At 70.0% G+C, this 19,813-nt stretch carries 25 protein-coding genes; 12 read left to right on the top strand and 13 right to left on the bottom strand.

The genetic code is table 11. From position 1 onward, the window contains the following. Window positions 1-30 precede the first annotated feature (30 nt). The 4 genes from ACBJ59_RS36115 to ACBJ59_RS36100 all read right to left on the bottom strand — a co-directional run bounded on the left by ACBJ59_RS36115 (window position 31) and on the right by ACBJ59_RS36100 (window position 3,604). Window positions 31-1,233: an RNA polymerase sigma factor gene (locus ACBJ59_RS36115; RefSeq protein WP_375114663.1), complete on the bottom strand. Its 1,203-nt coding sequence runs from the start codon at window positions 1,231-1,233 to the stop codon at window positions 31-33. Next, entirely contained in the window at window positions 1,230-1,568 is a 339-nt protein-coding gene (locus ACBJ59_RS36110; protein ID WP_375114662.1) for a YciI family protein, read from the bottom strand. The genes ACBJ59_RS36115 and ACBJ59_RS36110 overlap by 4 nt, the downstream gene beginning before the upstream one ends. Before the next feature lie 27 nt (window positions 1,569-1,595). Further along, window positions 1,596-1,742: a VOC family protein gene (locus ACBJ59_RS36105; protein WP_375114661.1), complete on the bottom strand. Its 147-nt coding sequence runs from the start codon at window positions 1,740-1,742 to the stop codon at window positions 1,596-1,598. A 413-nt stretch (window positions 1,743-2,155) separates the two neighbouring features. Then, window positions 2,156-3,604: a cellulase family glycosylhydrolase gene (locus ACBJ59_RS36100; RefSeq protein WP_375114660.1), complete on the bottom strand. Its 1,449-nt coding sequence runs from the start codon at window positions 3,602-3,604 to the stop codon at window positions 2,156-2,158. A gap of 221 nt (window positions 3,605-3,825) precedes the next feature. Between ACBJ59_RS36100 and ACBJ59_RS36095 the strand changes: the two genes are divergently transcribed. From ACBJ59_RS36095 to ACBJ59_RS36080, 4 genes are all read left to right on the top strand, one after another. Continuing rightward, window positions 3,826-4,467, top strand: a complete 642-nt coding sequence (locus ACBJ59_RS36095; RefSeq protein ID WP_375114659.1) for a dihydrofolate reductase family protein — start codon at window positions 3,826-3,828, stop codon at window positions 4,465-4,467. Window positions 4,468-4,664: 197 nt separating this feature from the next. Then, window positions 4,665-4,895: a hypothetical protein gene (locus ACBJ59_RS36090; RefSeq protein ID WP_375114658.1), complete on the top strand. Its 231-nt coding sequence runs from the start codon at window positions 4,665-4,667 to the stop codon at window positions 4,893-4,895. Window positions 4,896-5,031: 136 nt separating this feature from the next. Beyond that, window positions 5,032-5,394 (top strand): YciI family protein, encoded by a 363-nt coding sequence (locus ACBJ59_RS36085; protein WP_375114657.1) that lies wholly within the window; start codon window positions 5,032-5,034, stop codon window positions 5,392-5,394. Continuing rightward, entirely contained in the window at window positions 5,391-6,599 is a 1,209-nt protein-coding gene (locus ACBJ59_RS36080) for an RNA polymerase sigma factor (RefSeq protein WP_375114656.1), read from the top strand. Before ACBJ59_RS36085 ends, ACBJ59_RS36080 begins: the two co-directional genes overlap by 4 nt. A 7-nt stretch (window positions 6,600-6,606) precedes the next feature. Here the strand turns inward: ACBJ59_RS36080 and ACBJ59_RS36075 are convergent, their stop codons facing one another. Then, window positions 6,607-7,281, bottom strand: coding sequence for a hypothetical protein (locus ACBJ59_RS36075; RefSeq protein WP_375114655.1), 675 nt, complete (start codon window positions 7,279-7,281; stop codon window positions 6,607-6,609). Here ACBJ59_RS36075 and ACBJ59_RS36070 point away from each other — a divergent pair. Beyond that, window positions 7,180-7,491: a hypothetical protein gene (locus ACBJ59_RS36070; protein WP_375114871.1), complete on the top strand. Its 312-nt coding sequence runs from the start codon at window positions 7,180-7,182 to the stop codon at window positions 7,489-7,491. The genes ACBJ59_RS36075 and ACBJ59_RS36070 overlap by 102 nt on opposite strands. Window positions 7,492-7,843: 352 nt before the next feature. Here the strand turns inward: ACBJ59_RS36070 and ACBJ59_RS36065 are convergent, their stop codons facing one another. Beyond that, window positions 7,844-7,975 (bottom strand): hypothetical protein, encoded by a 132-nt coding sequence (locus tag ACBJ59_RS36065; RefSeq protein WP_375114654.1) that lies wholly within the window; start codon window positions 7,973-7,975, stop codon window positions 7,844-7,846. A 275-nt stretch (window positions 7,976-8,250) separates the two neighbouring features. Between ACBJ59_RS36065 and ACBJ59_RS36060 the strand changes: the two genes are divergently transcribed. Beyond that, the gene (locus ACBJ59_RS36060; RefSeq protein ID WP_375114653.1) at window positions 8,251-9,270 is read left to right on the top strand and encodes a hypothetical protein; all 1,020 of its coding nucleotides are present in this window, start codon (window positions 8,251-8,253) and stop codon (window positions 9,268-9,270) included. 53 nt (window positions 9,271-9,323) lie between these two features. On the opposite strand, the gene ACBJ59_RS36055 is transcribed toward ACBJ59_RS36060, so the two are convergent. After that, complete coding sequence (locus tag ACBJ59_RS36055) at window positions 9,324-9,956, bottom strand: response regulator (protein WP_375114652.1); 633 nt, start codon at window positions 9,954-9,956, stop codon at window positions 9,324-9,326. Beyond that, complete coding sequence (locus tag ACBJ59_RS36050) at window positions 9,896-11,005, bottom strand: sensor histidine kinase (protein ID WP_375114870.1); 1,110 nt, start codon at window positions 11,003-11,005, stop codon at window positions 9,896-9,898. Before ACBJ59_RS36050 ends, ACBJ59_RS36055 begins: the two co-directional genes overlap by 61 nt. Window positions 11,006-11,332: 327 nt before the next feature. Between ACBJ59_RS36050 and ACBJ59_RS36045 the strand changes: the two genes are divergently transcribed. Together ACBJ59_RS36045 and ACBJ59_RS36040 are read left to right on the top strand one after the other, a co-directional pair. After that, the gene (locus tag ACBJ59_RS36045) at window positions 11,333-12,151 is read left to right on the top strand and encodes a helix-turn-helix transcriptional regulator (protein ID WP_375114651.1); all 819 of its coding nucleotides are present in this window, start codon (window positions 11,333-11,335) and stop codon (window positions 12,149-12,151) included. A gap of 26 nt (window positions 12,152-12,177) precedes the next feature. Next, entirely contained in the window at window positions 12,178-12,975 is a 798-nt protein-coding gene (locus ACBJ59_RS36040; protein WP_375114650.1) for an SDR family NAD(P)-dependent oxidoreductase, read from the top strand. 595 nt (window positions 12,976-13,570) lie between these two features. Here ACBJ59_RS36040 and ACBJ59_RS36035 read toward each other — a convergent pair. The 3 genes from ACBJ59_RS36035 to ACBJ59_RS36025 form a co-directional block, all read right to left on the bottom strand. Then, on the bottom strand, window positions 13,571-14,641 hold the full coding sequence (locus ACBJ59_RS36035; RefSeq protein ID WP_375114869.1) for a CU044_5270 family protein: 1,071 nt from the start codon (window positions 14,639-14,641) through the stop codon (window positions 13,571-13,573). A 64-nt stretch (window positions 14,642-14,705) separates the two neighbouring features. Further along, window positions 14,706-15,284, bottom strand: a complete 579-nt coding sequence (locus tag ACBJ59_RS36030) for an RNA polymerase sigma factor (protein WP_375114649.1) — start codon at window positions 15,282-15,284, stop codon at window positions 14,706-14,708. 36 nt (window positions 15,285-15,320) lie between these two features. Next, the gene (locus tag ACBJ59_RS36025; protein ID WP_375114648.1) at window positions 15,321-15,674 is read right to left on the bottom strand and encodes a hypothetical protein; all 354 of its coding nucleotides are present in this window, start codon (window positions 15,672-15,674) and stop codon (window positions 15,321-15,323) included. A 1,050-nt stretch (window positions 15,675-16,724) separates the two neighbouring features. Between ACBJ59_RS36025 and ACBJ59_RS36020 the strand changes: the two genes are divergently transcribed. Beyond that, window positions 16,725-17,093: a hypothetical protein gene (locus ACBJ59_RS36020; protein ID WP_375114647.1), complete on the top strand. Its 369-nt coding sequence runs from the start codon at window positions 16,725-16,727 to the stop codon at window positions 17,091-17,093. Window positions 17,094-17,252: 159 nt separating this feature from the next. Next, the gene (locus tag ACBJ59_RS36015; RefSeq protein WP_375114646.1) at window positions 17,253-17,708 is read left to right on the top strand and encodes a hypothetical protein; all 456 of its coding nucleotides are present in this window, start codon (window positions 17,253-17,255) and stop codon (window positions 17,706-17,708) included. Between the two features lie 3 nt (window positions 17,709-17,711). Here ACBJ59_RS36015 and ACBJ59_RS36010 read toward each other — a convergent pair whose 3' ends face one another. Continuing rightward, complete coding sequence (locus ACBJ59_RS36010; protein ID WP_375114645.1) at window positions 17,712-17,894, bottom strand: hypothetical protein; 183 nt, start codon at window positions 17,892-17,894, stop codon at window positions 17,712-17,714. 68 nt (window positions 17,895-17,962) lie between these two features. Between ACBJ59_RS36010 and ACBJ59_RS36005 the strand changes: the two genes are divergently transcribed. Then, window positions 17,963-18,121, top strand: a complete 159-nt coding sequence (locus ACBJ59_RS36005) for a hypothetical protein (protein ID WP_375114644.1) — start codon at window positions 17,963-17,965, stop codon at window positions 18,119-18,121. 34 nt (window positions 18,122-18,155) lie between these two features. On the opposite strand, the gene ACBJ59_RS36000 is transcribed toward ACBJ59_RS36005, so the two are convergent. Then, a complete protein-coding gene (locus ACBJ59_RS36000; protein ID WP_375114643.1) occupies window positions 18,156-18,545 on the bottom strand; it encodes a hypothetical protein in 390 nt (129 codons plus the stop codon). A gap of 11 nt (window positions 18,546-18,556) precedes the next feature. Here ACBJ59_RS36000 and ACBJ59_RS35995 point away from each other — a divergent pair, with 11 nt between their 5' ends. Next, complete coding sequence (locus ACBJ59_RS35995; protein ID WP_375114642.1) at window positions 18,557-18,724, top strand: hypothetical protein; 168 nt, start codon at window positions 18,557-18,559, stop codon at window positions 18,722-18,724. The last annotated feature ends 1,089 nt before the right edge of the window (window positions 18,725-19,813 follow it).

The following is a 19,813-nucleotide window of genomic DNA, read 5'->3' as shown; positions in this document are numbered from 1 at the left end:
ATTCCGGTGAGCCACCGCCTGGTCAGGACCTCAGTCCCAGCGCAGCCGGTGCTCCAGCAGCTCCTGCTGGGCCGGGTTGACGGTCAGCTCCAGGGCCCGCTCGTCGGCCCGCCGCGCCTCGTCGCGGCGGCCCAGGTCCCGCAGCAACTCGGCTCGGGTGGCATGGAACAGCGCGTAGCGCTCCAGCGCCGGGCCGAGCTCCGCCAGCTCGGCCAGCGCCGCCCGCGGCCCCTGGCCGTAGCGCACCGCGATCGCCCGGTGCAACCGGGTCACCGGCGACGGCGCCAGGCACAGCAGCATGTCGTACAGCACCAGGATCTGTGCCCAGTCGGTGTCGGCGAAGGTCTCGGCCTCGGCGTGACAGGCCACGATCGCCGCCTGCAGCTGATACGGGCCCGGCCGGTGGTGGGCGCGGGCGGCCCGGATCAGCAGGGCGCTCGCATCCTCGATCGCCTTCCGGTCCCACAGGCCGCGGTCCTGGTCGGCCAGCAGCACCAGGCGCCCCCCGGCGTCGAAGCGGGCCGCGCCGCGCGTCCGATGCAGCCGGATCAGCGCCAGCAGCCCGGCCACCTCGGGCTCCTTCGGCATCAGGTTGGCCAGCAGCCCGGCCAGCCATTCGGCCTCCTCGACCAGGTCGCGCGCCTGGGCCCGCTCGGCCGTGCTGGACAGGTAACCCTCGTTGAACAGCAGGTAGACGACCGCCAGCACCTCACCCAGCCGCTCCGGCAGTTCCTCCTGCGACGGGACGCGGTACGGGATCCCGGCCTCGCCGATCTTCCGCTTCGCGCGGGTGATCCGCTGCGCCACCGTGGCCTCCGGCACGACGAACGCCGCGGCGATCTGTGCCGTGCTGAGCCCGCACACGACCCGCAGGGTGAGCGCGATCTGTGCCGGACGCGACAGCGCCGGGTGGCAGCAGGTGAACATCAGCCGCAGCCGGTCGTCGCGCGCGGCGGGCTCCGGCCAGGTGAGCTGAGCGAGCTTGGCGCGGTAGTTCGACTCGCGCCGCAGCACGTCCAGGCCGCGCCGCCGGGCCACGGTGAACAACCAGGCGTCCGGCCGGTCCGGCACGCCTTCCTCGGGCCAGCGGCGCAGCGCGGTCTCGACGGCGTCCTGGACCAGGTCCTCGGCGGCGGAGAAGTCGCCCAGCAGCGACACCAGGGAGGCGGCCAGCCGGCCCGCGTGCTCGCGTACCGTGCCGGCCAGCACCTCCTCGTGCACCGGCTCCCTCATGTGACGGGGCGGATCTCCACGACCGGGCAGGCCGGCCACGAACGGGCCAGCCGCAGCGCCTCGTCCAGGTCGGCCACCTCGACCTCGGCGAATCCGCTGACCACCTCCTTGCCCTCCACGAACGGCCCGTCGGTGACCACCGGCTCCTGCGCATCCAGCCGCACCGTGGTCGCCGTGTGCACCGGCGCCAGGTGCACGTGATGGGTGATCTTGTCAGCGTGCTCGGCGAACCACCGGCCCACCGCCTCATAGGCGGCCTGCTGCTCCAGCTCGCCCATCGCCTCCAGCTGCTTGGCGAACTGCTCGGTCTCGACGAACATCAGCACGTACTTCATACCGGCCTCCTCGATCCTGCGGTGGTGTCAGCTTGCGGGGAGCGTGGCGTACAGATCCACGCCGTTGCCGTCCGGATCGGCCACGGTGGCGTACCGCATCCCCCAGAACGCGTCGAACGGCCCGGCGATCCCGCGGCAGCCCGCCTCGACGAGCTCGGCGTACTCGCCGTCCACCCCGGCCGGGTTGCCGAACTCGAAGCACAGCAGGCCGGACGGCAGGTCGCAGCCGGCGTGCTCGGGCGAGTGCTCATCGATCTCGAACTCCAGGCCCAGCCCGGGCGTATAAGGCGATCGAGGCGTCCATGTCGGACACCACGATGTCGATGATGTTCAGCGTCGGTTTCATGTCCGTCTCCACGGTGCGATCGGCCGGTGCTCTGCTACCCGGCCTTTGACTGGAAGACGATCGGCGAAGCCCCCGGCACGACATGGGCGCGGAGAATCTCGGACGCGTCCACGGTAAATCTCGGACGCGTCCACGGTTCACGAGCGTCGGGCGGGCAGCACGTGGGTGCGGTGGTCTGCCGCCCGGCACGCCGGACGCGGGCGCCCCTCCTCGGGACGCCCGCGCCACACGCCTCACAGCGTCAGAAGTCGTCGGCGGTGCGGATCCGGTCACGGACCCAGACACCGGCCTCCTTGAGGTTGCCCGTCCCGGCGAACGGGCCGTTCGGGCAGGTTCCGGTGGTGAAGACGGCGCCCGTACGGAAGTCGTCGGAGAAGTTCCAGTTCACCCAGCTGATCTTCTTCTGGGCCAGCAGGTCGAGGTACTGCTGCGACCTGGCGAAGTTGTTGGCTCCGTCGCCGGACGCGGTCTGGGTGCCGAACTCGGTCACGAAGATCGGCAGCTGGTCGGCGGCCCGGGACAGCGTGTTCAGGTATTCGGTGCCGTGGGAGGCCGCGTAGAAGTGGAACGTGTACATGATGTTGGCCGCGTTGACCGGGTTGTTGACGATCTCGGTCTCGTTGCCGCCGCCGGAGACGCCGAGCGACGACCACGCGCGGGTGCCGACCAGCACCGGGGCGTCGGGGTCGTACTGCCGGATCACCGGGATGAGCTGGTGCGCGTAGTCGCGGATGACGGACCAGGTGACGGCGTCGCCGTTCGGCTCGTTGGCGATCTCGTACAGGACGTTCTTCTTGCCGTTGTGCCGCTGGGCGATCTCGGTGAAGAACGTCCTGGCCCGGCTGAGGTTGTACATCGGGTCACCGGGGGTGAGCATGTGCCAGTCCACGATCGCGTACATCCCGCGGGCGGTGGCCATCTCGATCAGGGAGTGCACGCGGTCGGTGAACAGCCGGGGGTTGGTCTCGTAGCCGCCCTCCTGGATGTACATCGAGATGCGCAGGACGTCGGCCTTCCAGTCGTTCGCCAGCGCGTCGAGCGAGGCGTCGTTGAGGCACTGGTTGTACCACTGGATGCCGTGGCTGCTCATGCCGCGCAACTGGATCTGCTTGCCGTTCTCGTTGCAGAGCTTGATCCCGCAGACCCGCAGCTGCCCGTTGGCCTGAACCGGAGTGCCGCCCCCGCCGCCCGTGGGAGCGCCGTAGACCTCCATCTCCCACAGGGAGTAGCCGTAGGGGGTGCCGCGTTGCGTGCCGTAGACCCGCACGTACCGGCCGCTGCCGCTGATCGTGAGGTCGTCGGTCGCTCCGTCGCCGGCGGTGGTGGAGTAGACGTCGCTCCAGGTGGACCCGTCGGGCGAGGTCTGCACCCGGTACGCCCTGGCGTAGGCGACCTCCCAGGTCAACCGCACCCGGGAGACGGTGTGCGTGGAGCCGAGGTCCACCCGGATCCACTGCGGGTCCACCCCCTCGGCGCTGGCCCACCGCGTGGACGCGCTGCCGTCCACCGCCTTGCCCGGCTCCAGGCCGGCCGCCTCGACCGAGGAGGCCGTCGCGCTCTTGCCCTGTGACACCAGTGGGTCGGCCGCCGCCGCCCGCGCTCCGGCCGCGCTCGCGCCGGACGGCACTACCAGCGGCACCACCAGCGCGGCCACGACCGCGAAGATCCTCGCACCTGCACTTCGCCTCACGAACGGCTCCGATCTTTCGGGGGTCGCTCAACACCGGGCGCGCCGTCTCCGGCGACCCGGTTAGGAAAGTTTCTTAACTTGCGGCGCAGCTTAAATTGACACCGGGCCTTACACAAGGCCCAAAATTCCAGGAAGGTTCGTCGATTTCGATGAGTTCGCGGCCGCCCACGGGTCCAAGTTCGTACCGGCGAACGAGCCGGGACACGAAGGAGAAGGACACCATGGGCACGATCCACATCGACCTGTTCGCGACGCTCGACCTGGTCGGCCAGGCGCCGGGCGATCCCGAGGAGGACCCCGACGGCTTCCCGTTCGGGGGATGGCAGGCTCCCCTGTTCGACGAGACGGTCGGCCGGCACGTCGGTGCCGGGATGGAGGGCATGGACGCCCTGCTGCTGGGCCGCAGGACGTACGACATCTTCGCCGCGTACTGGCCGGACCAGGTCGACGGCGTCGACGGCGGGATCGCCACGCTGTTCAACAGCATCCCGAAGTACGTCGCCTCGCGGGGCAACCCCGACCTGAGCTGGGCAGGCTCGACGCAGCTGGGGCCCGACCTGGTGGGCGCCGTGCGCGAGCTACGTGACAGGCACGAGCACGTCCACGTGATCGGAAGCCTGAACCTGGTGCAGACCCTCCTGCACGAGCGCCTCTTCGACCGGCTCAACCTGTGGATCTTCCCTGTCGTGCTGGGCGTCGGCAAGAAGGTGTTCGACGGCGGTGAGGTGCCGGCCAACCTGGTGCTCCTCGAACCGCCCGTCACCTCGTCCACGGGCGCCGTACTCCTGCGTTACGGCCAGGGAGCGGGGACCCCCGGGAGCGGGGACATGCGACGCGAAGACCGCGGCGTCGCCTCGGGCTGACGCCTGCACCGTCTGCGGCACGTACCGACTCGCTGAGATCGGCTGGAGGCATGGGGCCAGTCCGCACCTGCCGGTGGAGAGGAGGCTCACGTGTTGTTCACCCGCCTCCGCGCGGGGGTGGTGGCCGGCATGGTGCGGGCAACGAAGGAGTCGAGCCATGGTCGACGATCGCCCATACGGTGTGGCTCGTCGGTTTCGTGCTGCTGGCCATCGCCTGCGTCGAACTGTTCCGCCGGGTACGCAGCCGCGGTGCCGGGCAGATCCTCGCCAGGGTGAGTCTGGCAGTGGCGCTGATCAGCCTCACCGCCTCGATCGCCGAGATGCTCGTCGACCTGTACGTCCTGTTCGCCACCGACGATCACGCGCAGTTGAAGGCCCTTGACCAGCAGATCCGAAGCATCCCGGCCGCCGACCCGATCACGCCGTAGGGTCCGCGGCCCGCCCCTGTCCCGCCGCCGGACAAGATGGCTAGATTTTCTTGAGAGCAGGTGTCGATCCGGGTGCAGCCCGTTCGTAGTCAGGTGACCGGGCGGACGGATCCGCCCCTGGGAGAGGAACACCACCATGCCGCACTACATGTTGTCCGTGCACAGCGTCGAGGGCCAGGTTCGCGAGCCGATGTCCGAGGAGGAGATGCGGCGCTCCCACGAGCGGCTCGGCAGCATCGAGCAGGAGATGAAGTCGTCCGGGACGTGGGTCTTCTCCGGTCGCCTGCACGACGCCGACACCGCCACCGTCGTACGCGCCGCCGGCGGGCAGATCGTGACCACAGACGGCCCCTTCGCCGAGTCCAAGGAGCGCCTCGGTGGCTTCTACCTCATCCAGGCCGCTGACCTCGACGCCGCGTTGGCCCTGGCCGCGAAGGTCACCGCGGCCATCGACACGCCGATAGAGGTACGCCCGTTCGCCGCCGCGTCCGAAGAATGACCGGTGCAGGCCAGGACCTGATCGGCCGGGTCTTCCGCGAGGAGTACGGCCGGTCGCTGGCCATGCTGATCGGCCTGCTCGGCGACATCGACGTGGCCGAGGACGCGCTCCAGGAGGCGTACACGCTGGCGCTGGACAAGTGGCCGGCCGAGGGGCTGCCGCCCAACCCCGGCGGCTGGATCACCACCACCGCCCGCAACCGCGCGATCGACCGCCTGCGCCGCCGGACGCGCGAACGACGTCTCCTGGGCGAGGCGGCGCTGCTGATCCCCGACGGCGACCCGTCCCCGGAAGGAGGGGCCGTGCCCGACGACCGGCTCAGACTGATCTTCACCTGCTGCCATCCAGCCCTGGCGGCCGAGACGCAGGTCGCGCTCACCCTGCGGCTGCTCGGCGGTCTGTCCACCATCGAGGTGGCCCGCTCCTTCCTGGTGACCGAACCGGCCATGGCACAGCGCCTGGTCCGGGCCAAACGCAAGATCAGGGCCGCCCGCATCCCGTACCGGATCCCCGCCGACCACGAGCTGCCCGACCGGCTGCCCCCGGTGCTGGCCGTGATCTACCTCATCTACACCACCGGCCAGCCCGACCCGGGCGAGCGGGGCCTGTGCGGTGAGGCGATCCGGCTGGCCCGCCTGCTGGCCGCGCTGATGCCCGACGAGCCTGAGGTCGCCGGCCTGCTGGCCCTGCTCCTGCTCATCGAGTCCCGCCGAGCCGCGCGCACCCGGCCGGACGGCAGCCTCGTCCTGCTCGGCGAGCAGGACCGTGGCCGGTGGGACCGCGGCCTGATCGAGGAGGGACACGCGATCGTCCGCCGCTGCCTGGCCCGCGACCGTCCCGGCCCGTACCAGCTCCAGGCCGCCGTCAACGCGGTCCACGCCGACGCCCCGACCGCCGCCGACACCGACTGGCCACAGATCGTCGCCCTCTACGACCACCTGTACGCCCTCACCCCCACCCCCGTCGTCGCGCTCAACCGCGCCATCGCCGTCGGCGAGACCCACGGCCCCGCCACCGCCCTGGCCCTGATCGACCGGCTCGACCTGGACCAGTACTACCCCTTCCACGCCACCCGAGCCGACCTGCTGCGGCGCCTGAACCGCCACGGCGAGGCAGCCGCCGCCTACCAGCGCGCCGCCGCCCTGGCACCTCCCGGCGCCGAGCGGGACTTCCTCCACCACGGCGGCCGCACACCGCCACCGTGAACCGCCGTCACCCCATGTGACCTGGGTCGGGGCCGGTGCCGGGCGCGCTGCCGGGGTTCCGGTCCAGGTCGCGGAAGAAGCGCTCCGCGGACGCGTCCTGCGGATAGGTCAGCTCGATGCGCAGCTCGTCCAGGGTGACCTCGGCGGGCGCGTCGAAGCGGGCGACCATCCCGATCGTACGCACCACCTGCCCGCCCGCCCGGAACCACGGGCACACCACCAGCTCGGAGGGCGGCGCCGCCGGGCGGGCGAGACCGCAGACCGCCGATTGGGCGAGGTCGACGAGTTCGCGCAGTTCTTCGTCGAAGGGCGCCAGGGCGAGCTGGTGACGCAGTCGGGCCAGCCCGGCCCAGGCGACCTCGGGCCAGTTCACGATCAACGCCGCGGTGGCCGCCGGGTCGGCGAAGTAGCGGCGGGCGATGTTGGTGCCGACCAGCTCGCCGAACAGCGCCGAGCACGCCCGGTTGGCGGAGATCACGTTCCAGCACCCGTCGACCGCCGCGGATCCGGCCGCTCCGGCCGTCGAAGGCGCCCGGTCGCGGGCCGGGTCTGCACCACCGGCGTACGGCTGGTACCCCGGGTGACCGAGCTGATCGTCGCCTACGACGACGGCGCCCGCACCTTGACCTATGAGGCGACAGGGGCACCGGCGTTCGTCACCCTCGCCCGCAACCGCTGGCACATCACGCCGATCGACGCCGACAGTGCGCGCGCCACCTACGAAGGGCGGTTCGAGACCCGCGGTGCGCTCGGCGGGCTGGCCCGCTGGTGGATCCTCGCCCAGGTCAACCGCACCGGCCGCCACCTGCTCGACGACCTCAAGCACTACGTCGAGCGCGGCACGCCGTCGCCGCGTAAACAGCGTCCACTGGGCAGGCGGACGACCGTCTGAACACGTGGCAGCACCCCTGTCCGGCTGCGTGTCGTGTTCGCAGGGCACCTGGCCCTGGCGCCACCGTCATCGGGATCCACCGCCGCAGCCGGGCAGGCCGGCACCGCGTGATCGTCCAGACACTCCAGACTCCGAGCAGAGCCCACAGTGCGGAACTCGCGTTCAGCAGCCGCCCGTCGAGATCCCAGTGGTCGCGATGGGCCGGGTCCAGGCCCAGCGTCCGCCCACCGCCCACGAGGACCAGAGCAGGCCCAGCCCGGCGGCCACGGCCATCCCGGCGAAACCGATGGTGAGGAAGACCGTCTCCCCTTGCGAGGCGGAGCCGTCGCCGCCATCACCACGGAGACCGCGTTCAGCAGCACCCAGTCGGCGGTGCCGTACCCGTCCAGGCCATGCCGAGCAACCCCGCGCCGACCCAGAAGACCTTGACCGCCACGTACAGCGACATGCTGAGCGCCGCGCCACAACCCGCGAACCTAAGCACCGTGCTCCATCGCGCGCTCACCCCCCACTTCGGCGGCAAATCCACCAGTACCTTGCGTCATTTGACCCCCGAATCCCCAAGCGTGCTGATCTAGACGCGCCCTGAGTGTCGCGGGGTGTCGATCGGACGGGATCCCTCGAGGTGTGAAAAGCGCAGACGCTTCTCCCCTGTCCGGGGAAAGGGCCGTGATGCGTGCCGAAGGGCACCTCTGCCGGCCGCAGGAGGTGCCGAACGGCATCTGGTCCACCGGCCGGCCCGGCCGGAAGGCTTGACGCATGAAATCCTTCACTTCCGGCCGGTACGGCTACGCGGCCGCGCTCTGGGCGCTGCTCTACGGTGCGCTCGGCGCCGGATGGGCGCTGGGGATGCCGGGCTTCCCCTGGGGCGCCGAGGACCCCGACCCCGACGGGCAACTGTCGATCCTGGCCTGGACGACCCCGGGCTTCGGCTGGTGGATCGTCGCCTTCTCGGTGATCACCGCGGTGACGGCGCTGGCGCTGAACCGCAGGAGCGCCAACCGGGCGCCGTTGTTCCTGGCCTGGCCAATCGCCGCGCTCCTGATCCTGGTGATTCCCGACTTCCGGGTGATGATGGGTGTCGCCTACACGCCGTTGCTGCTGGTCGCCCCCGCCTTCGGCTGGGACCTGGGCGGCGCCACGCTGGCCGGCGCCTGGACCTGGCCGGTGCTCAACCAGCTCGTGTGCGCGCTCGGCGGTCTGCTGCTGGCCGCCGCGGCCCTGGCCGCCACCCGCGACCGGGAGCGCGAGAGCTGGTTCACCCCGGAGCGCGGGCGCATCGCGGTGTACGTGGCGGTCGCGGTGCCGTTGTTCTACTGCGCCACCCGGTGGGCGTGGGTGCTGGGCATCCCCCTCGGCGTCAGCGAGGGTTTCCTGGCCGACGCCCCGCAGGGCATGTGGCTGGCGGGCGCCTACCTGGCCACCTTCGGCGCGTGCGGCGGCGTGCTCACCCTGGGGCTGACCCAGGGGTGGGGAGTGATCTTCCCGCGCTGGATGATCGGAGTGCGCGGCAGGCGAGTGCCGCCGCTGCTGGCGGTCATCCCCGCCGGGTTCGTCTCGATCATCGTCACCGTGGCGGGGATCACCTACATCAGGTCGATGATCGCCGGCCGGTTCTCCTGGGCTGAGTGGGGAGCCTGGCTGCCGGAGTGCTTCTGGCCGATCTGGGGCGCCGCCCTGGCCATCGCCACCGTCTGCTACCACCGGCGCCGGAAGTCGGACCCGCGGCAGGCGGAGAAGGCCCAGGCGGTCCTGACCGGAGACGGCGCCGGACGCTGAACCGCACGCTCCCGCACGCGCCCGCACCGCGGTACGGGAGCTGTGGCCCGCGGTCAGGGCTCGGCGCGGCCGGTCGCCCATGCCCAGGCCGCGATGGCGACGCGGTTCCTGGTGCCGGTCTTGCGCTGGACGGCCGCGACGTGGTTCTTCACCGTGCCTGGGGAGAGGAAGAGTTCCGCGGCGATCTCGGCGTTGGTCCTGCCGTGCGCGAGCAGCGCCACGACCTCGTCCTCCCGTTCGGTGAGGACGACGTTCGGCGTACGGTGCGGCAGGTCGTCGTGGCGGCGCAGCAGCCGGACGGTGAGCTGCGGGCTGATCAGCATGTCGCCGTTCATCGCGGCCCTGATGGCCTCGATGAGCAGGGTGGGGCCGGAGCGTTTCAGGATGAACCCGGCGGCGCCGTGCCGCAGCGCCGCGTGGACGTACTCGTCCAGACCGAACGTCGTGACGATCACCACGTGGATGTCGGTGCCGGCGAGGGCGCGGGCCACCTCGATGCCGTCGGCCCCGGGCATCCGGATGTCGGCGAGCACGACGTCAGGTTCGATCGCCTTGGCGGTATCGATCGCGGTGCGGCCGTCGGCGGCCTCGGCCACGACGGTCATGTCCGGCTGGGCGTCGAGAATCATGCGGAAGGCGCTTCGGATGCCTTCCTGGTCGTCGGCGATGAGGATGCGGGTGGACACTCCGGCGATTGTGCCAGCAGCAGATACACGGTCAGCGACCACCCATCGCCTACCGCCCTCGTGACCAGTTCGCCGCCCTGCGCGCGGACAAGCTCGGTCAGACCGGGCAGGCCGGACCCGCCACGCCGGCCGCTCCGCGCTCGAGTCACGCCGTCGTTGGTCATCGTGATCTCCAGGCGGCCGGGTCCGGCGCTGACGCCCAGGTCGACGCGGCCGGCCTGGGGAGCGTGCCGCCGGACGTTGGTGAGGCCTTCGACCACGACACGGTAGGCCAGGGCGGCCGCCTCCGGCGGGATCGCCACCTGCCGGTCCAGCCGCGGGTCCATGGACAGGTGGACCGGAGCGGGGCCGGCGGCGGAGAACCGTTCGGCCGCCTCACGGATGCCACCGAGGCCACCGGTGGAGGTGAGGGGCCGGTCGTGGTGGAGCATGTCCAGGGTACGGTCCAGCATCGACATGGCGCGCTGCCCCGCCACCTCGACGCGTTCGAGCGCCTGCCGCGGATCCCCCGCGACCCTGCCCGCCTGGGCGTGCGCCACCATTTCGCTGATGTCGTGAGCAACGAAGTCGTGCAGGTCCCTGGCGAGCTGGAGTCGCAACGCGGTGCGCGTGTCGGCCACGGCGCGGACCTGCCGTACATCGAGAAAGCGCAGGTAACCCCCCACCGCGACGGCAACGACCGCACCCGCCCCCCAGAACGCGCACACGCCCAGCCCTTCCAGCGGTGAGACCGGCGTGAAGAAGCGCAGCAACCAGGTGGCCGCGGCCACGCCCGCCGCGGGCACGGCCAGCGCCGCCCGCCGAGCCGGCGCGTACCGGGTGATCAGGCCGGCCAGCGTCATGAGCGCCAGGCTCTCGATCATGCCCAGCGCGGCGGCACCCGGCTCGGGCCGCACGGCGCCGATGACATGAGCCAGCGTGACGGCCAGCGAGCCGACCGCGCCCACGCACGTCAGCGCGGGCAAACGCGACCGCAGCGCCGAGCGCGACAACCCCGCCACCGCCACCGTCACGCACACCAGCAGCGACAACGACACGGCGATCCACATCAAGCCCACCGGATCGACGATACGTGCCCCTCCCAACTCGGCCACAGGTGAACGTCACGGAGGCCGTTTGTCCGGAAACGTGCGCCTTTCGGGCGCCCTGCCGACCAGGCGCGACACCGCCCAGAAACCTCCGTCCGCCAGAAACGCTGCGGCACAGCGCGCTCCCACGCCAGTCGGCTGACCGGGCCCGGGCCGGTCAGCAGTTCCTCAGGGGCGGCGACACGCGTGGGCACTCCGGACAAGCGAGGTCCGTTAATCACGACATAGCATGATCTAATGGACATTTCGCGGCTTCCCACAGACGCACGGCAGCGGCGCAGTTCCGAGATGCGCGCGTTCCTCCGGTCGCGGCGAGCCCGGGTGACGCCCGCCGACGTGGGCATGCCGGCAGGCGAGGGCCGCCGTACGCCCGGGCTGCGGCGGGAGGAGGTGGCGGTGCTCGCCGGCCTGGGAGTGTCCTGGTACACCTGGCTCGAGCAGGGACGCGACATCAACGTCTCCGCCGACGTCCTGGACGCGATCGCCAGGGTGCTGCGCCTGGAGCCCGCCGAGCGCGAGCACCTGTACCTCCTCGCCGGCCTCAACCCGCCGCAGGCGGCGCCGTCCGAAGGCCGGGTCCCCGATGCCGTGCGGCGGCTGCTGGAGGGCTGGCTGCCGCGGCCCGCGTACGTCATCGACCGGCACTGGAACGTCCTCGCCGCGAACCGCGCGGCGGAGATCGTGTTCCAGTGCAACGAGTACGACCGCAACTGCCTGGTCAGCTTCTTCACCAACGCCCGCTACCGCGCGGCGGTCGTGGACTGGCACGACGCGGCGCGAGCGATGATCGGCCTGTTCCGGGCGGACGCCGCCCGTTACCCGGACGATCCCGAGTTCGGCCGCCTGGCCGCCGACATGTGCGCCGCGAGCTCCGCCTTCGCCGAGATCTGGGCGGAACTCCCCGTGGGCGGCCCCACCCACGGCACCAAGGCCCTGGAGATTCCCGGCCTGGGAACGCTGACCTTCGAGGCCACCACCCTGCCGCTGCCGGAGCTGCCCGGCCACCGCCTGTCGCTGCACACCCCCGCACCCGGCACGGGAACGGAGGCCCTGCTGCGGCGCTTGGTGGTGGTGTCAGACCCAGGTTCAGCCAACACTGCCGCGTAGGCGCGCACCGTTCGACGATTGTCGGCATGAAGCGATTCACGAACAGAACAGTTCTGATCACCGGCGGCACCAGCGGCATCGGCTTCGCGACCGCGCGCCGGCTCCTCGACGAGGGCGCGTACGTCGTCATCACCGGCCGCGACCAGGCCCGCCTCGACACCGCGGCAGAACGCCTGGGCTCGCAGGGCACCGAGGGCTCCCAGGGCTCCGAGGGCTCCCAGGGCTCCCAGCGGGTCCTGCCCGTCCGCGCGGACGTCAGCGTTGACGCCGACCTCGATCTCCTCGTGCGACGCATCGAAACCTGGCGCGGCACCCTCGACGCGGTCTTCGCCAATGCCGGAATCGCGGACTTCCGACCGGAGTTCACCCCGAAAGACTTCGACCACACCGTCGGGATCAACTTCAAGGGCGTGTTCTTCACGATCCAGAAGGCGCTGCCGCTGATGGGAGAAGGAGGCGCCGTCGTCATCAACGCCTCCTGGACCCTGCACCGCGGCCTCCCGGTGGCCTCGATCTACGCCGCGAGCAAGGCGGCCGTGCACAATCTCGCCCGCACCCTCGGCACCGACCTCGCACCGCGTGGCATCCGCGTCAACTCCGTCAGCCCCGGCTACATCGAGACCGAAATGTACCGGTCCGCCATCGACCCCGACGCGGAGACCCGCATCACGGCGGAGGTGCCGCTCGGCTCGCTCGGCCACCCGGACGATGTCGCCGCCGCCGTCGCCTTCCTGGCCTCGGACGACGCGTCGTACATCACCGGTCAGGACCTCGTCATCGACGGCGGCCTCGTCGGAGCGGCCCCCCTCGGGCTGCGCCTGTGACAGCCGTGGGGGCCCGGTACGGTGCCGGCCGTAGGCAGGAGCCGGACACAACACAAACCGACCTGGCAGCGTCTCCTCTGATCAGGAGGCGTTTCCCTGCTGATGGGAGGTGATGGGTTGGACCCGTCGCAGGCTGAGCCCACGGATTTACAGGGCCAACGGACCCAAATCAGCTCCAGGGCCAGTCGTGTGTTCTGAAGGCTGAGCACCGCCTACGGCTGCCTGACCCCGAGACGCAGCAGAGGCCCGATAGGGCCTCTGAGCTGCGCAGACTGTGTGCGGCAGGCACAAGCTTCGAACTTGCGTAGGCAGAGCCGACGGTTCTACAGGGCGTGGGCCCGTTGATGGCTGCACAAGGCATCTGACCTGCGATGTCGCACTCACAGTCACCCTTGCAGGCTCGTCCCTAGCTTCGTCGCCGGTGAGAGCTGCTACGTGATCGACTGACTTGGCGGCGGGAAGGCGGAGGCGGCGTTCCTGCGGTGGCTGGATGAGCTAGTCAGGTGTCCGCCCTCAGCGCGGCGCCTCACTGGAGATGCCCCGCACCGCATGCATCCCACCGGCCCGCCGGCCAGCCCGGCTGGCGGGCCCCCGCCTAAGGGCGTTGCCCGGGTTCGTCCACCACGGCGATGGCGGTCCGGGTGGATTGGCGGTAGACGGCGCCCGCCTCGATCACCCAGCCGCCCGTCGGGCTGGGGCTGGGGGATTCGCCGCCGCGCCACACGAAGAACCCGTTGTGGAGCGTGTGGTCGCGGACGGCGGTCTCCCTGACGGCGCGGTAGGCGAAGGTCTCCGGGTCCAGGAACAGCTCCGACCGCAGCCATTCGCGCGCCTCCAGGCTGACCGCCAGCGCCGGACGCCCCTCGGGGTCCGTCGCCGCCTCGTTCACCGTGACCCCCGGCAGGAGCGCCATGGCGCGGAAGACCGTGGCCTCGACCTCGGGCGGCACCACGTTGTCGGAGAGCAGGGTACTGAGCAGCCCGAACGTGAACACATCACCACTGACCGGATCCGGGGCCGCCTCGTTACCGGCGAACCTCTCGCGGATCCGCTCCACCACCGCCTCACGACGGGCCGTGCTCTTCCGGAACAACGCCAGCAGCGCCTCGGGATCGGTGGGCAGGGCGGCGATCGTGGCGTAGTCCTTGGGCGTGTTCCCGCCCAAGTTGCGGATCTCAAGCATGCCGTCGCGGTCTCGGGCTACCAGCTCGCCGTCGGCGCGTCGCCAGGCGGCCTCCGCCTCACTCTCCAGCGGCGTCCGCGCGGTCACTGTGTCGCCGTCGCGGGCCTTGTGGAACCAGGTGCGGGTCTCGGTGTAGATCCACTGATCCGGGCGCGGCTCCCCGAAGGACCTCGCCTGTGCCGCATCGGCCGCCCTGGCCAGGACCACCTGCGCGTGTGCCGCCGGGGTCGGTCCGTCGTGGAGCTGGACCGCCGTCAGGCCCGCCGTCGCGACCACGGCCACCGCGGCCACGGCGAGCGCCCGTACAGCCCACCTGCGCCGTGCGACACGCCCCGGAATCAGGCGCCGGTCGACGGCCGCCCGGCTCAACAAGCCCGCGGGACCCCGGACCTCCCCCAGCGAAGCCGGAGCCGAAGTCGAAGTCGAGCCCGAAGCTGAAGCCGAAGCCGCAGGGCCCCCGCTCGCGCGCTCCAGCAAGGCCATCCGTGCCGCGTGCCGTACCTCGGCCACCGGTGGTTCCGGCTGCCCCCACGCCTCACGCAGCGTCTCAAGATCGTTCATCATCGATCCTCCCCAGGACCGCCTGGATCCTCTTGCGGGCACGATGCAGCCGCGAGCGGGCCGTACCGGCCGGAATGCCGAGCGCCCGGCCGGCCTCCTCCGATGTGAGCTCGGCCCAAGCGACGAGCAGGAGCACGTCACGGTCGGCACCGGAAAGCCCGGCCAGCGCTGCCGCCAGCCGGTTGCGGTGCGCGACGGCGTCCAGCGAGGACGCCACACGGTCGGCGTGATCCTCGCCCGGCTCCTCGGCGCCGGTCCTGGCCAGCGCCCGGTACTGGCGCACCTCGGCCCGATGATGGCGGGCGATGAGGTTGGAGGCGATCCCGAACAACCACGGCCGCGCGTCGGCCCGGCTCACGTCGTACTGCTCGCGCTTGTCGAACGCGATCAGGAAGGTCTCCGCCGCGACGTCGTCGGCCAGGCTCCGGCCCAGCCGCCGGTCGGCGTAGGCGTGGATGCCGTCGTAGTGGCGGTCGAACACGGCGGCGAACTGCTCCGGCTCCCGCCACGAACGCCGGATGAGCGCGGCGTCCTCGACGGCCTGAACCGGCATCGTCACGCTCACCTCTCGGTCCTTGGTTCCATCGATCCTGCCCTTCTGTCACACCTCCTTCGCCGACCGCCGGAAAAGTGTTCGCGGGCGAGGCGACCACCACGGTCGCGCGGCACCCGCAGCCGCCAAAGCGCCAGGCTGTGCCCGCGACGGCCCGCCGACGTGGGTCAGCCCAGTCATGACGCCTTCAGGGTTCATCCCGAAGGCTGCGGCGACGAGTTTGGGATCCATGGTGTTGACCAGGTCGATCAGACGGGTGGAGCGCAGCATCCGCGGTGAGATGCCGGCCGGGTCCAGGACGTGGCTGACATAGGCGACGGAGGCCGGGTTCCGGCCCGCTTCTGTGCCTTTGGTGACGATCAGATAGGAGTTGCTGGTGCGTTGGGTCTCGCGGTGAGCCATGCACCGCTGCACGATGGTCCAACTGATCGGGTCCAGGGGCACCGGGTGGGGGCGTTGCCCGAGGCGGATGGTGCGGCCGGCCGGATCGATGTCATCTAGCCGCAGGTGGCCGACCTCGCTGCTGGAAGCACCGTGCAGCAGGGCGAGGATGCCGAGCAGAGCCTCGTGCGGGTGGACGGCCGGGTCAGTGTCTCGCGCGGGAGCGCGCGGGCGTTATTCCGCGACTCATTCCCGATACTCGTGTCCTTCGCGTAGTCGCGTAACGGACCGGATCCCGTCAACGCAGTTGCCCTCAGCTGCGACCCAGTGGCCTCGCGGGCACTCCGGGTAGAAGCCGAAGACGTCAGGGACAGCGTCCAGGGCCGCGGGTCTGACGGCAATGGCTCCGGACAACCAGGAGGACGCGAAGGCGATCACGTGCCCTACGCGTGCCCTACGCGACAGGACGCGAGGGGAGTCATGGGGAATCATGGGCAGTAACGAAGAATGGCCCCCGACCGCGTCCTAGCTGGTCAGAGGCCATTCCTCCTGGCGTGGCAGGTGCAAGGTTCGAACTTGCGCAGGCTGAGCCGACGGTTTTACAGAGCACTGTCGACCGAGCCATCTAGTAGGGCTTGACCTGCTGGAGATTCCTCTTGCACGGCTTGCCGACCTGTCATGGCGACGCGCATACGACGGACGAGACGTCTCAGCTCACCTTTTGAGCAGTGCGATCGCGCTGGAGGTGCCCCACCCGTTGACGCATTCTGACGATCAGCTGGGTTGCCGGCGCATCTGGCCGCTGATCATCGTCACCCCCCAACTCCTTCAGCATCACTGCGAAGGCAGGCGCCCCCCGGCAAAGGGGTTCCGCCCGAAGTCATCTCTCGATGCCGGGTGACCAGGCGTATTCCGGTCGTATTCCACGCTGCTGCCGACGGGTGCAACGATCACTCCGGTGAACCTCGGGCCGCCGGGATCGCTCATGTCAGAAGCCTCGTCAGAGGCCGTATTCCACCCTGGCACCAGGCGCTCCGGCGGGCTGATCTTCGTCCGAGAGAAGGAAGAACGATGAACCCGCTCAAAACGGTCACCGTCGGGGTCGCTGTCGCGGTGGCGAGCGTCATTCTCGCGCAACCGGCCTTGGCGGCGAGTTTTCAACGGGATGTCGGCGACGGGATCGTCCGCTACGCCGACCCTGCCAACGAGCTGTGCGTCCGGGCCGATGACGCCACAGGGACGGCCTGGGTGGAGGTGACCCTGACCCGCCCGGGTGTGATCGGCAAGCCCATCGTCATCAGAGACGACAACATCCGCCACCCCGACGCCACCTGCGCGGTGCTCCCCGCCTTCGACAACGTCACCTACCGGGCCGATTACGAGAGCTACTGGAGCGGGCGAGACACCGTCCTGCGCGGGACGTTCACCTTCCAGACCTGACGCTCAGACAGGGCCCCCGCACCATCGATCGCCACTCTTCGTCGCGATCCGCCACGAGGCGATACCTCGCACATCTCCCCCCGCCGGCCACGCGGAAGCGCTGAAGTGCACGCCCCAAGGCCAACCGAACCAACCGAGACATCTCTTGCTGGAGGACTGTTGAAGACACGCATGCTGGGCGCCGTGCTGGGCATCGCAGCGTTGAGCGGGCTGCTGGTGGCAAGTCCGGCGCAGGCGGCCGACGGAGTGTCCTCCGCCCGCGTGGACCCCTTCGAGAGCGCGGAGGGCCGCGACTACGGTGGTGGGTCCGTCCGGGCGACCGTCGACTTCGTCAGCCGGACGAAGGTCGTCTTTCGGAACTTCACGGTGCGCGACCTCTGTCCCGGCGACAACCTTCCGATAGAGGGCCGGGTTTGGTGGGAACACACCGACGGAACCTACGGGTACGGCGCCTGGAAGTCGGACACCAACGGCTGCGGCGACGACGGCACCAACTTCGGAAACATCACCCGCACCGGCACCAAGTCCATATCGAAGGTCTACGTGCAGGTGTGCAGCACGTATTGCGACCACAGCGCGGCCCGATACAACCAGTACGTACACCCGGGCCGCTGACGCTCAGGCTTTCCGCTGGTCGGCGTACCAGGACTTGATGACGTCGCCGATGATGGGCAGGCGTTCGTCGAAGGGGATGAAGGCGGACTTCATCGCGTTGATGGCGAACCAGCGGAAGTCGGGCAGGCCGTAGCCGAAGGCGTCGGCGAGCAGGGCGAGTTCGCGGGTCATCGAGGCGCCGCTCATCAGGCGATTGCAGGCACTCGAAGGCGTCCAGGTGCCGGGTGGGCGGGTAGCCCGCCTCGGCACCGGCGATGTCGAAGCCGACCCCCCCGGCGGCGCGGTCGGCGATCGCCGAGCCGGCGATCGCCATCCACCGGACCCGGTGCCGTATCGCCGTCAGCCGCGACGTCCTGTGCGCCATGCTCCACACCAACACCCCCTACCAACCACCCACGCTCCACGCGGCTTGACCAACCCCATAGCGGCACCCCCGGACACCTCCGCTCAACCGCCGACGTAGTGGAAGCCCGGCTTCGGGTGCATCAGGAAGTCGTGGTGTGAGATGTTCCATGCGTAGGCACCGGCCATGAGGAACTCCACCACATCGCCCGTCTTCAGGCTCACCGGCACGTGCCGCGCCATGGTGTCCTTCGGTGTGCAGAGCTGGCCGACTATCGTGGCCGGCTCCCCCCGCTCGTCAATGACCACGGGCTGGCTGTGCCCCTTGGTCGCCGGGGTCCTGATGTGGTGGGTTCCACCGGCCACCACGGCGAACAGCTCCCCGTGGACGCGCTTCACGTCCATGACTAGCGTGACGTACCGCCCGCAATAGACAGAGATGGACCGGCCCGGCTCGATGCGCAGCGTCTCGCCGGGGCGTCGGAGAGCGGCCAAGCTTCGCAGTCATGTACTACTCCGCACTACGCCCGGCGGAAGCCGCGGAGCTCACAACCGACGAGATCGACCTGCCGGACGTCGAAAGCGGCGACGAGTGGCGATGGTTCTGTCTCGGCAATTCGGCGCCGGCCGTCGGAGCCGACTGGTCGTGGAACGGAAAGCGCCGGGAGTCGTGAGAGCTCAAGCACCGTGCACGTACGGCGGTCCGACCGGTGCCGATCCCGCCACCCTTGGTGACCATCCTTCGCGCTCACCTCGCGACGTGTGGCGTAAGCCCAGACGGTCATCTACTCGTAGGAGAGCGCGGCGGCCCGCTCTCGGAAAGCGTCTATGGCCGTGTCTGGCAGAAAGCTCGTAAAGGAGCGCTGAGCAGGGCTGAGGCCGCCTCACCCCTCGCAGCCCGGCCATACGACCTATGGCACGCCGGCGTCTCAACGTGGCTCAACGCCGGGGTTCCGGCCCCTCAGGTCGCCGAGTGGGCAAGGCATAGCGTCAACGTGCTCCTACGGGTCTACGCGAAGTGCATCGTCGGGCAAGACGACTTCGCCCGGAAGCTCATCCCCGAGGCGCTGAAGCCTACGTGAGGCCGACTGAACGCCGACGCGCATACGACGCGAGCACCCGTAGAGCACCGTTGACGGCCATGGACAGTCGTACACAACGAGAGAGGCCCGTCACCGCGATTCCGCTGGTGACGGGCCTCTTCCCGCTGGTGTGGCAGGTGCAAGGTTCGAACTTACGTAGGCTGAGCCGAGGGTTTTACAGCTCGTGACCCTTCCAGCGACGAAGTCGTCTCTGACCTGGTGTGCAGTAGGCTCACGACGCAGTCAGCGACATGATCGTTGCACGCATATTGCACGTCATCGTGAGCTGTTGCTAGAGACCCAGCCGGCACCTATCCACATTCTCACTGGCCGCCCTACCCAGAGGAGTGCTCGTGTCCTTGACCACTGAGACTGCAACCGCCTCTGAGCAGTACTTCACCCGGTACGGAAGACGGCGCCACAGATTGGCACGCTTGTATGGCGACACGGTGAAGCTCCTGGTCGCCCAACACGGGATAGAGGCCCTTGACCGGATAGAGGTAGATATTCGGTGCGCATGCTGCGACGAGGAACAGGCGCGTGCGGAACGGCTGTCGTGGATGAAATCCATGTACCGCCGACGGAGGAACGCCCGTCGATAGGGGAGAATAACCCTCCGATACCTGGGGGCGGGGTGGATGACAGAATCGGACCTGCGCTGTCCGCTTGGGAATTGCAGGG

The organism is Nonomuraea sp. MTCD27 (assembly GCF_041950495.1).
In the GTDB taxonomy this organism is placed as follows: Bacteria; Actinomycetota; Actinomycetes; order Streptosporangiales; family Streptosporangiaceae; genus Nonomuraea.
This window is presented reverse-complemented; position numbering and strand designations above follow the sequence as displayed.

Bases quoted from the DNA above. Each gene is read 5' to 3' on its own strand.
- ACBJ59_RS36085 (WP_375114657.1), top strand. From the start codon at position 5,032: ATGCCGCACTACATGTTGTCCGTGCACAGCGTCGAGGGCCAGGTTCGC.
- ACBJ59_RS36050 (WP_375114870.1), bottom strand. From the start codon at position 11,005: ATGTGGATCGCCGTGTCGTTGTCGCTGCTGGTGTGCGTGACGGTGGCG.
- ACBJ59_RS36035 (WP_375114869.1), bottom strand. From the start codon at position 14,641: ATGGCCTTGCTGGAGCGCGCGAGCGGGGGCCCTGCGGCTTCGGCTTCA.
- ACBJ59_RS36020 (WP_375114647.1), top strand. From the start codon at position 16,725: ATGAACCCGCTCAAAACGGTCACCGTCGGGGTCGCTGTCGCGGTGGCG.
- ACBJ59_RS35995 (WP_375114642.1), top strand. From the start codon at position 18,557: ATGTACTACTCCGCACTACGCCCGGCGGAAGCCGCGGAGCTCACAACC.
- ACBJ59_RS36045 (WP_375114651.1), top strand. From the start codon at position 11,333: ATGCGCGCGTTCCTCCGGTCGCGGCGAGCCCGGGTGACGCCCGCCGAC.
- ACBJ59_RS36005 (WP_375114644.1), top strand. From the start codon at position 17,963: ATGTCGAAGCCGACCCCCCCGGCGGCGCGGTCGGCGATCGCCGAGCCG.
- ACBJ59_RS36060 (WP_375114653.1), top strand. From the start codon at position 8,251: ATGAAATCCTTCACTTCCGGCCGGTACGGCTACGCGGCCGCGCTCTGG.
- ACBJ59_RS36010 (WP_375114645.1), bottom strand. From the start codon at position 17,894: ATGAGCGGCGCCTCGATGACCCGCGAACTCGCCCTGCTCGCCGACGCC.
- ACBJ59_RS36025 (WP_375114648.1), bottom strand. From the start codon at position 15,674: ATGGCTCACCGCGAGACCCAACGCACCAGCAACTCCTATCTGATCGTC.
- ACBJ59_RS36080 (WP_375114656.1), top strand. From the start codon at position 5,391: ATGACCGGTGCAGGCCAGGACCTGATCGGCCGGGTCTTCCGCGAGGAG.
- ACBJ59_RS36040 (WP_375114650.1), top strand. From the start codon at position 12,178: ATGAAGCGATTCACGAACAGAACAGTTCTGATCACCGGCGGCACCAGC.
- ACBJ59_RS36110 (WP_375114662.1), bottom strand. From the start codon at position 1,568: ATGAAGTACGTGCTGATGTTCGTCGAGACCGAGCAGTTCGCCAAGCAG.
- ACBJ59_RS36115 (WP_375114663.1), bottom strand. From the start codon at position 1,233: ATGAGGGAGCCGGTGCACGAGGAGGTGCTGGCCGGCACGGTACGCGAG.
- ACBJ59_RS36095 (WP_375114659.1), top strand. From the start codon at position 3,826: ATGGGCACGATCCACATCGACCTGTTCGCGACGCTCGACCTGGTCGGC.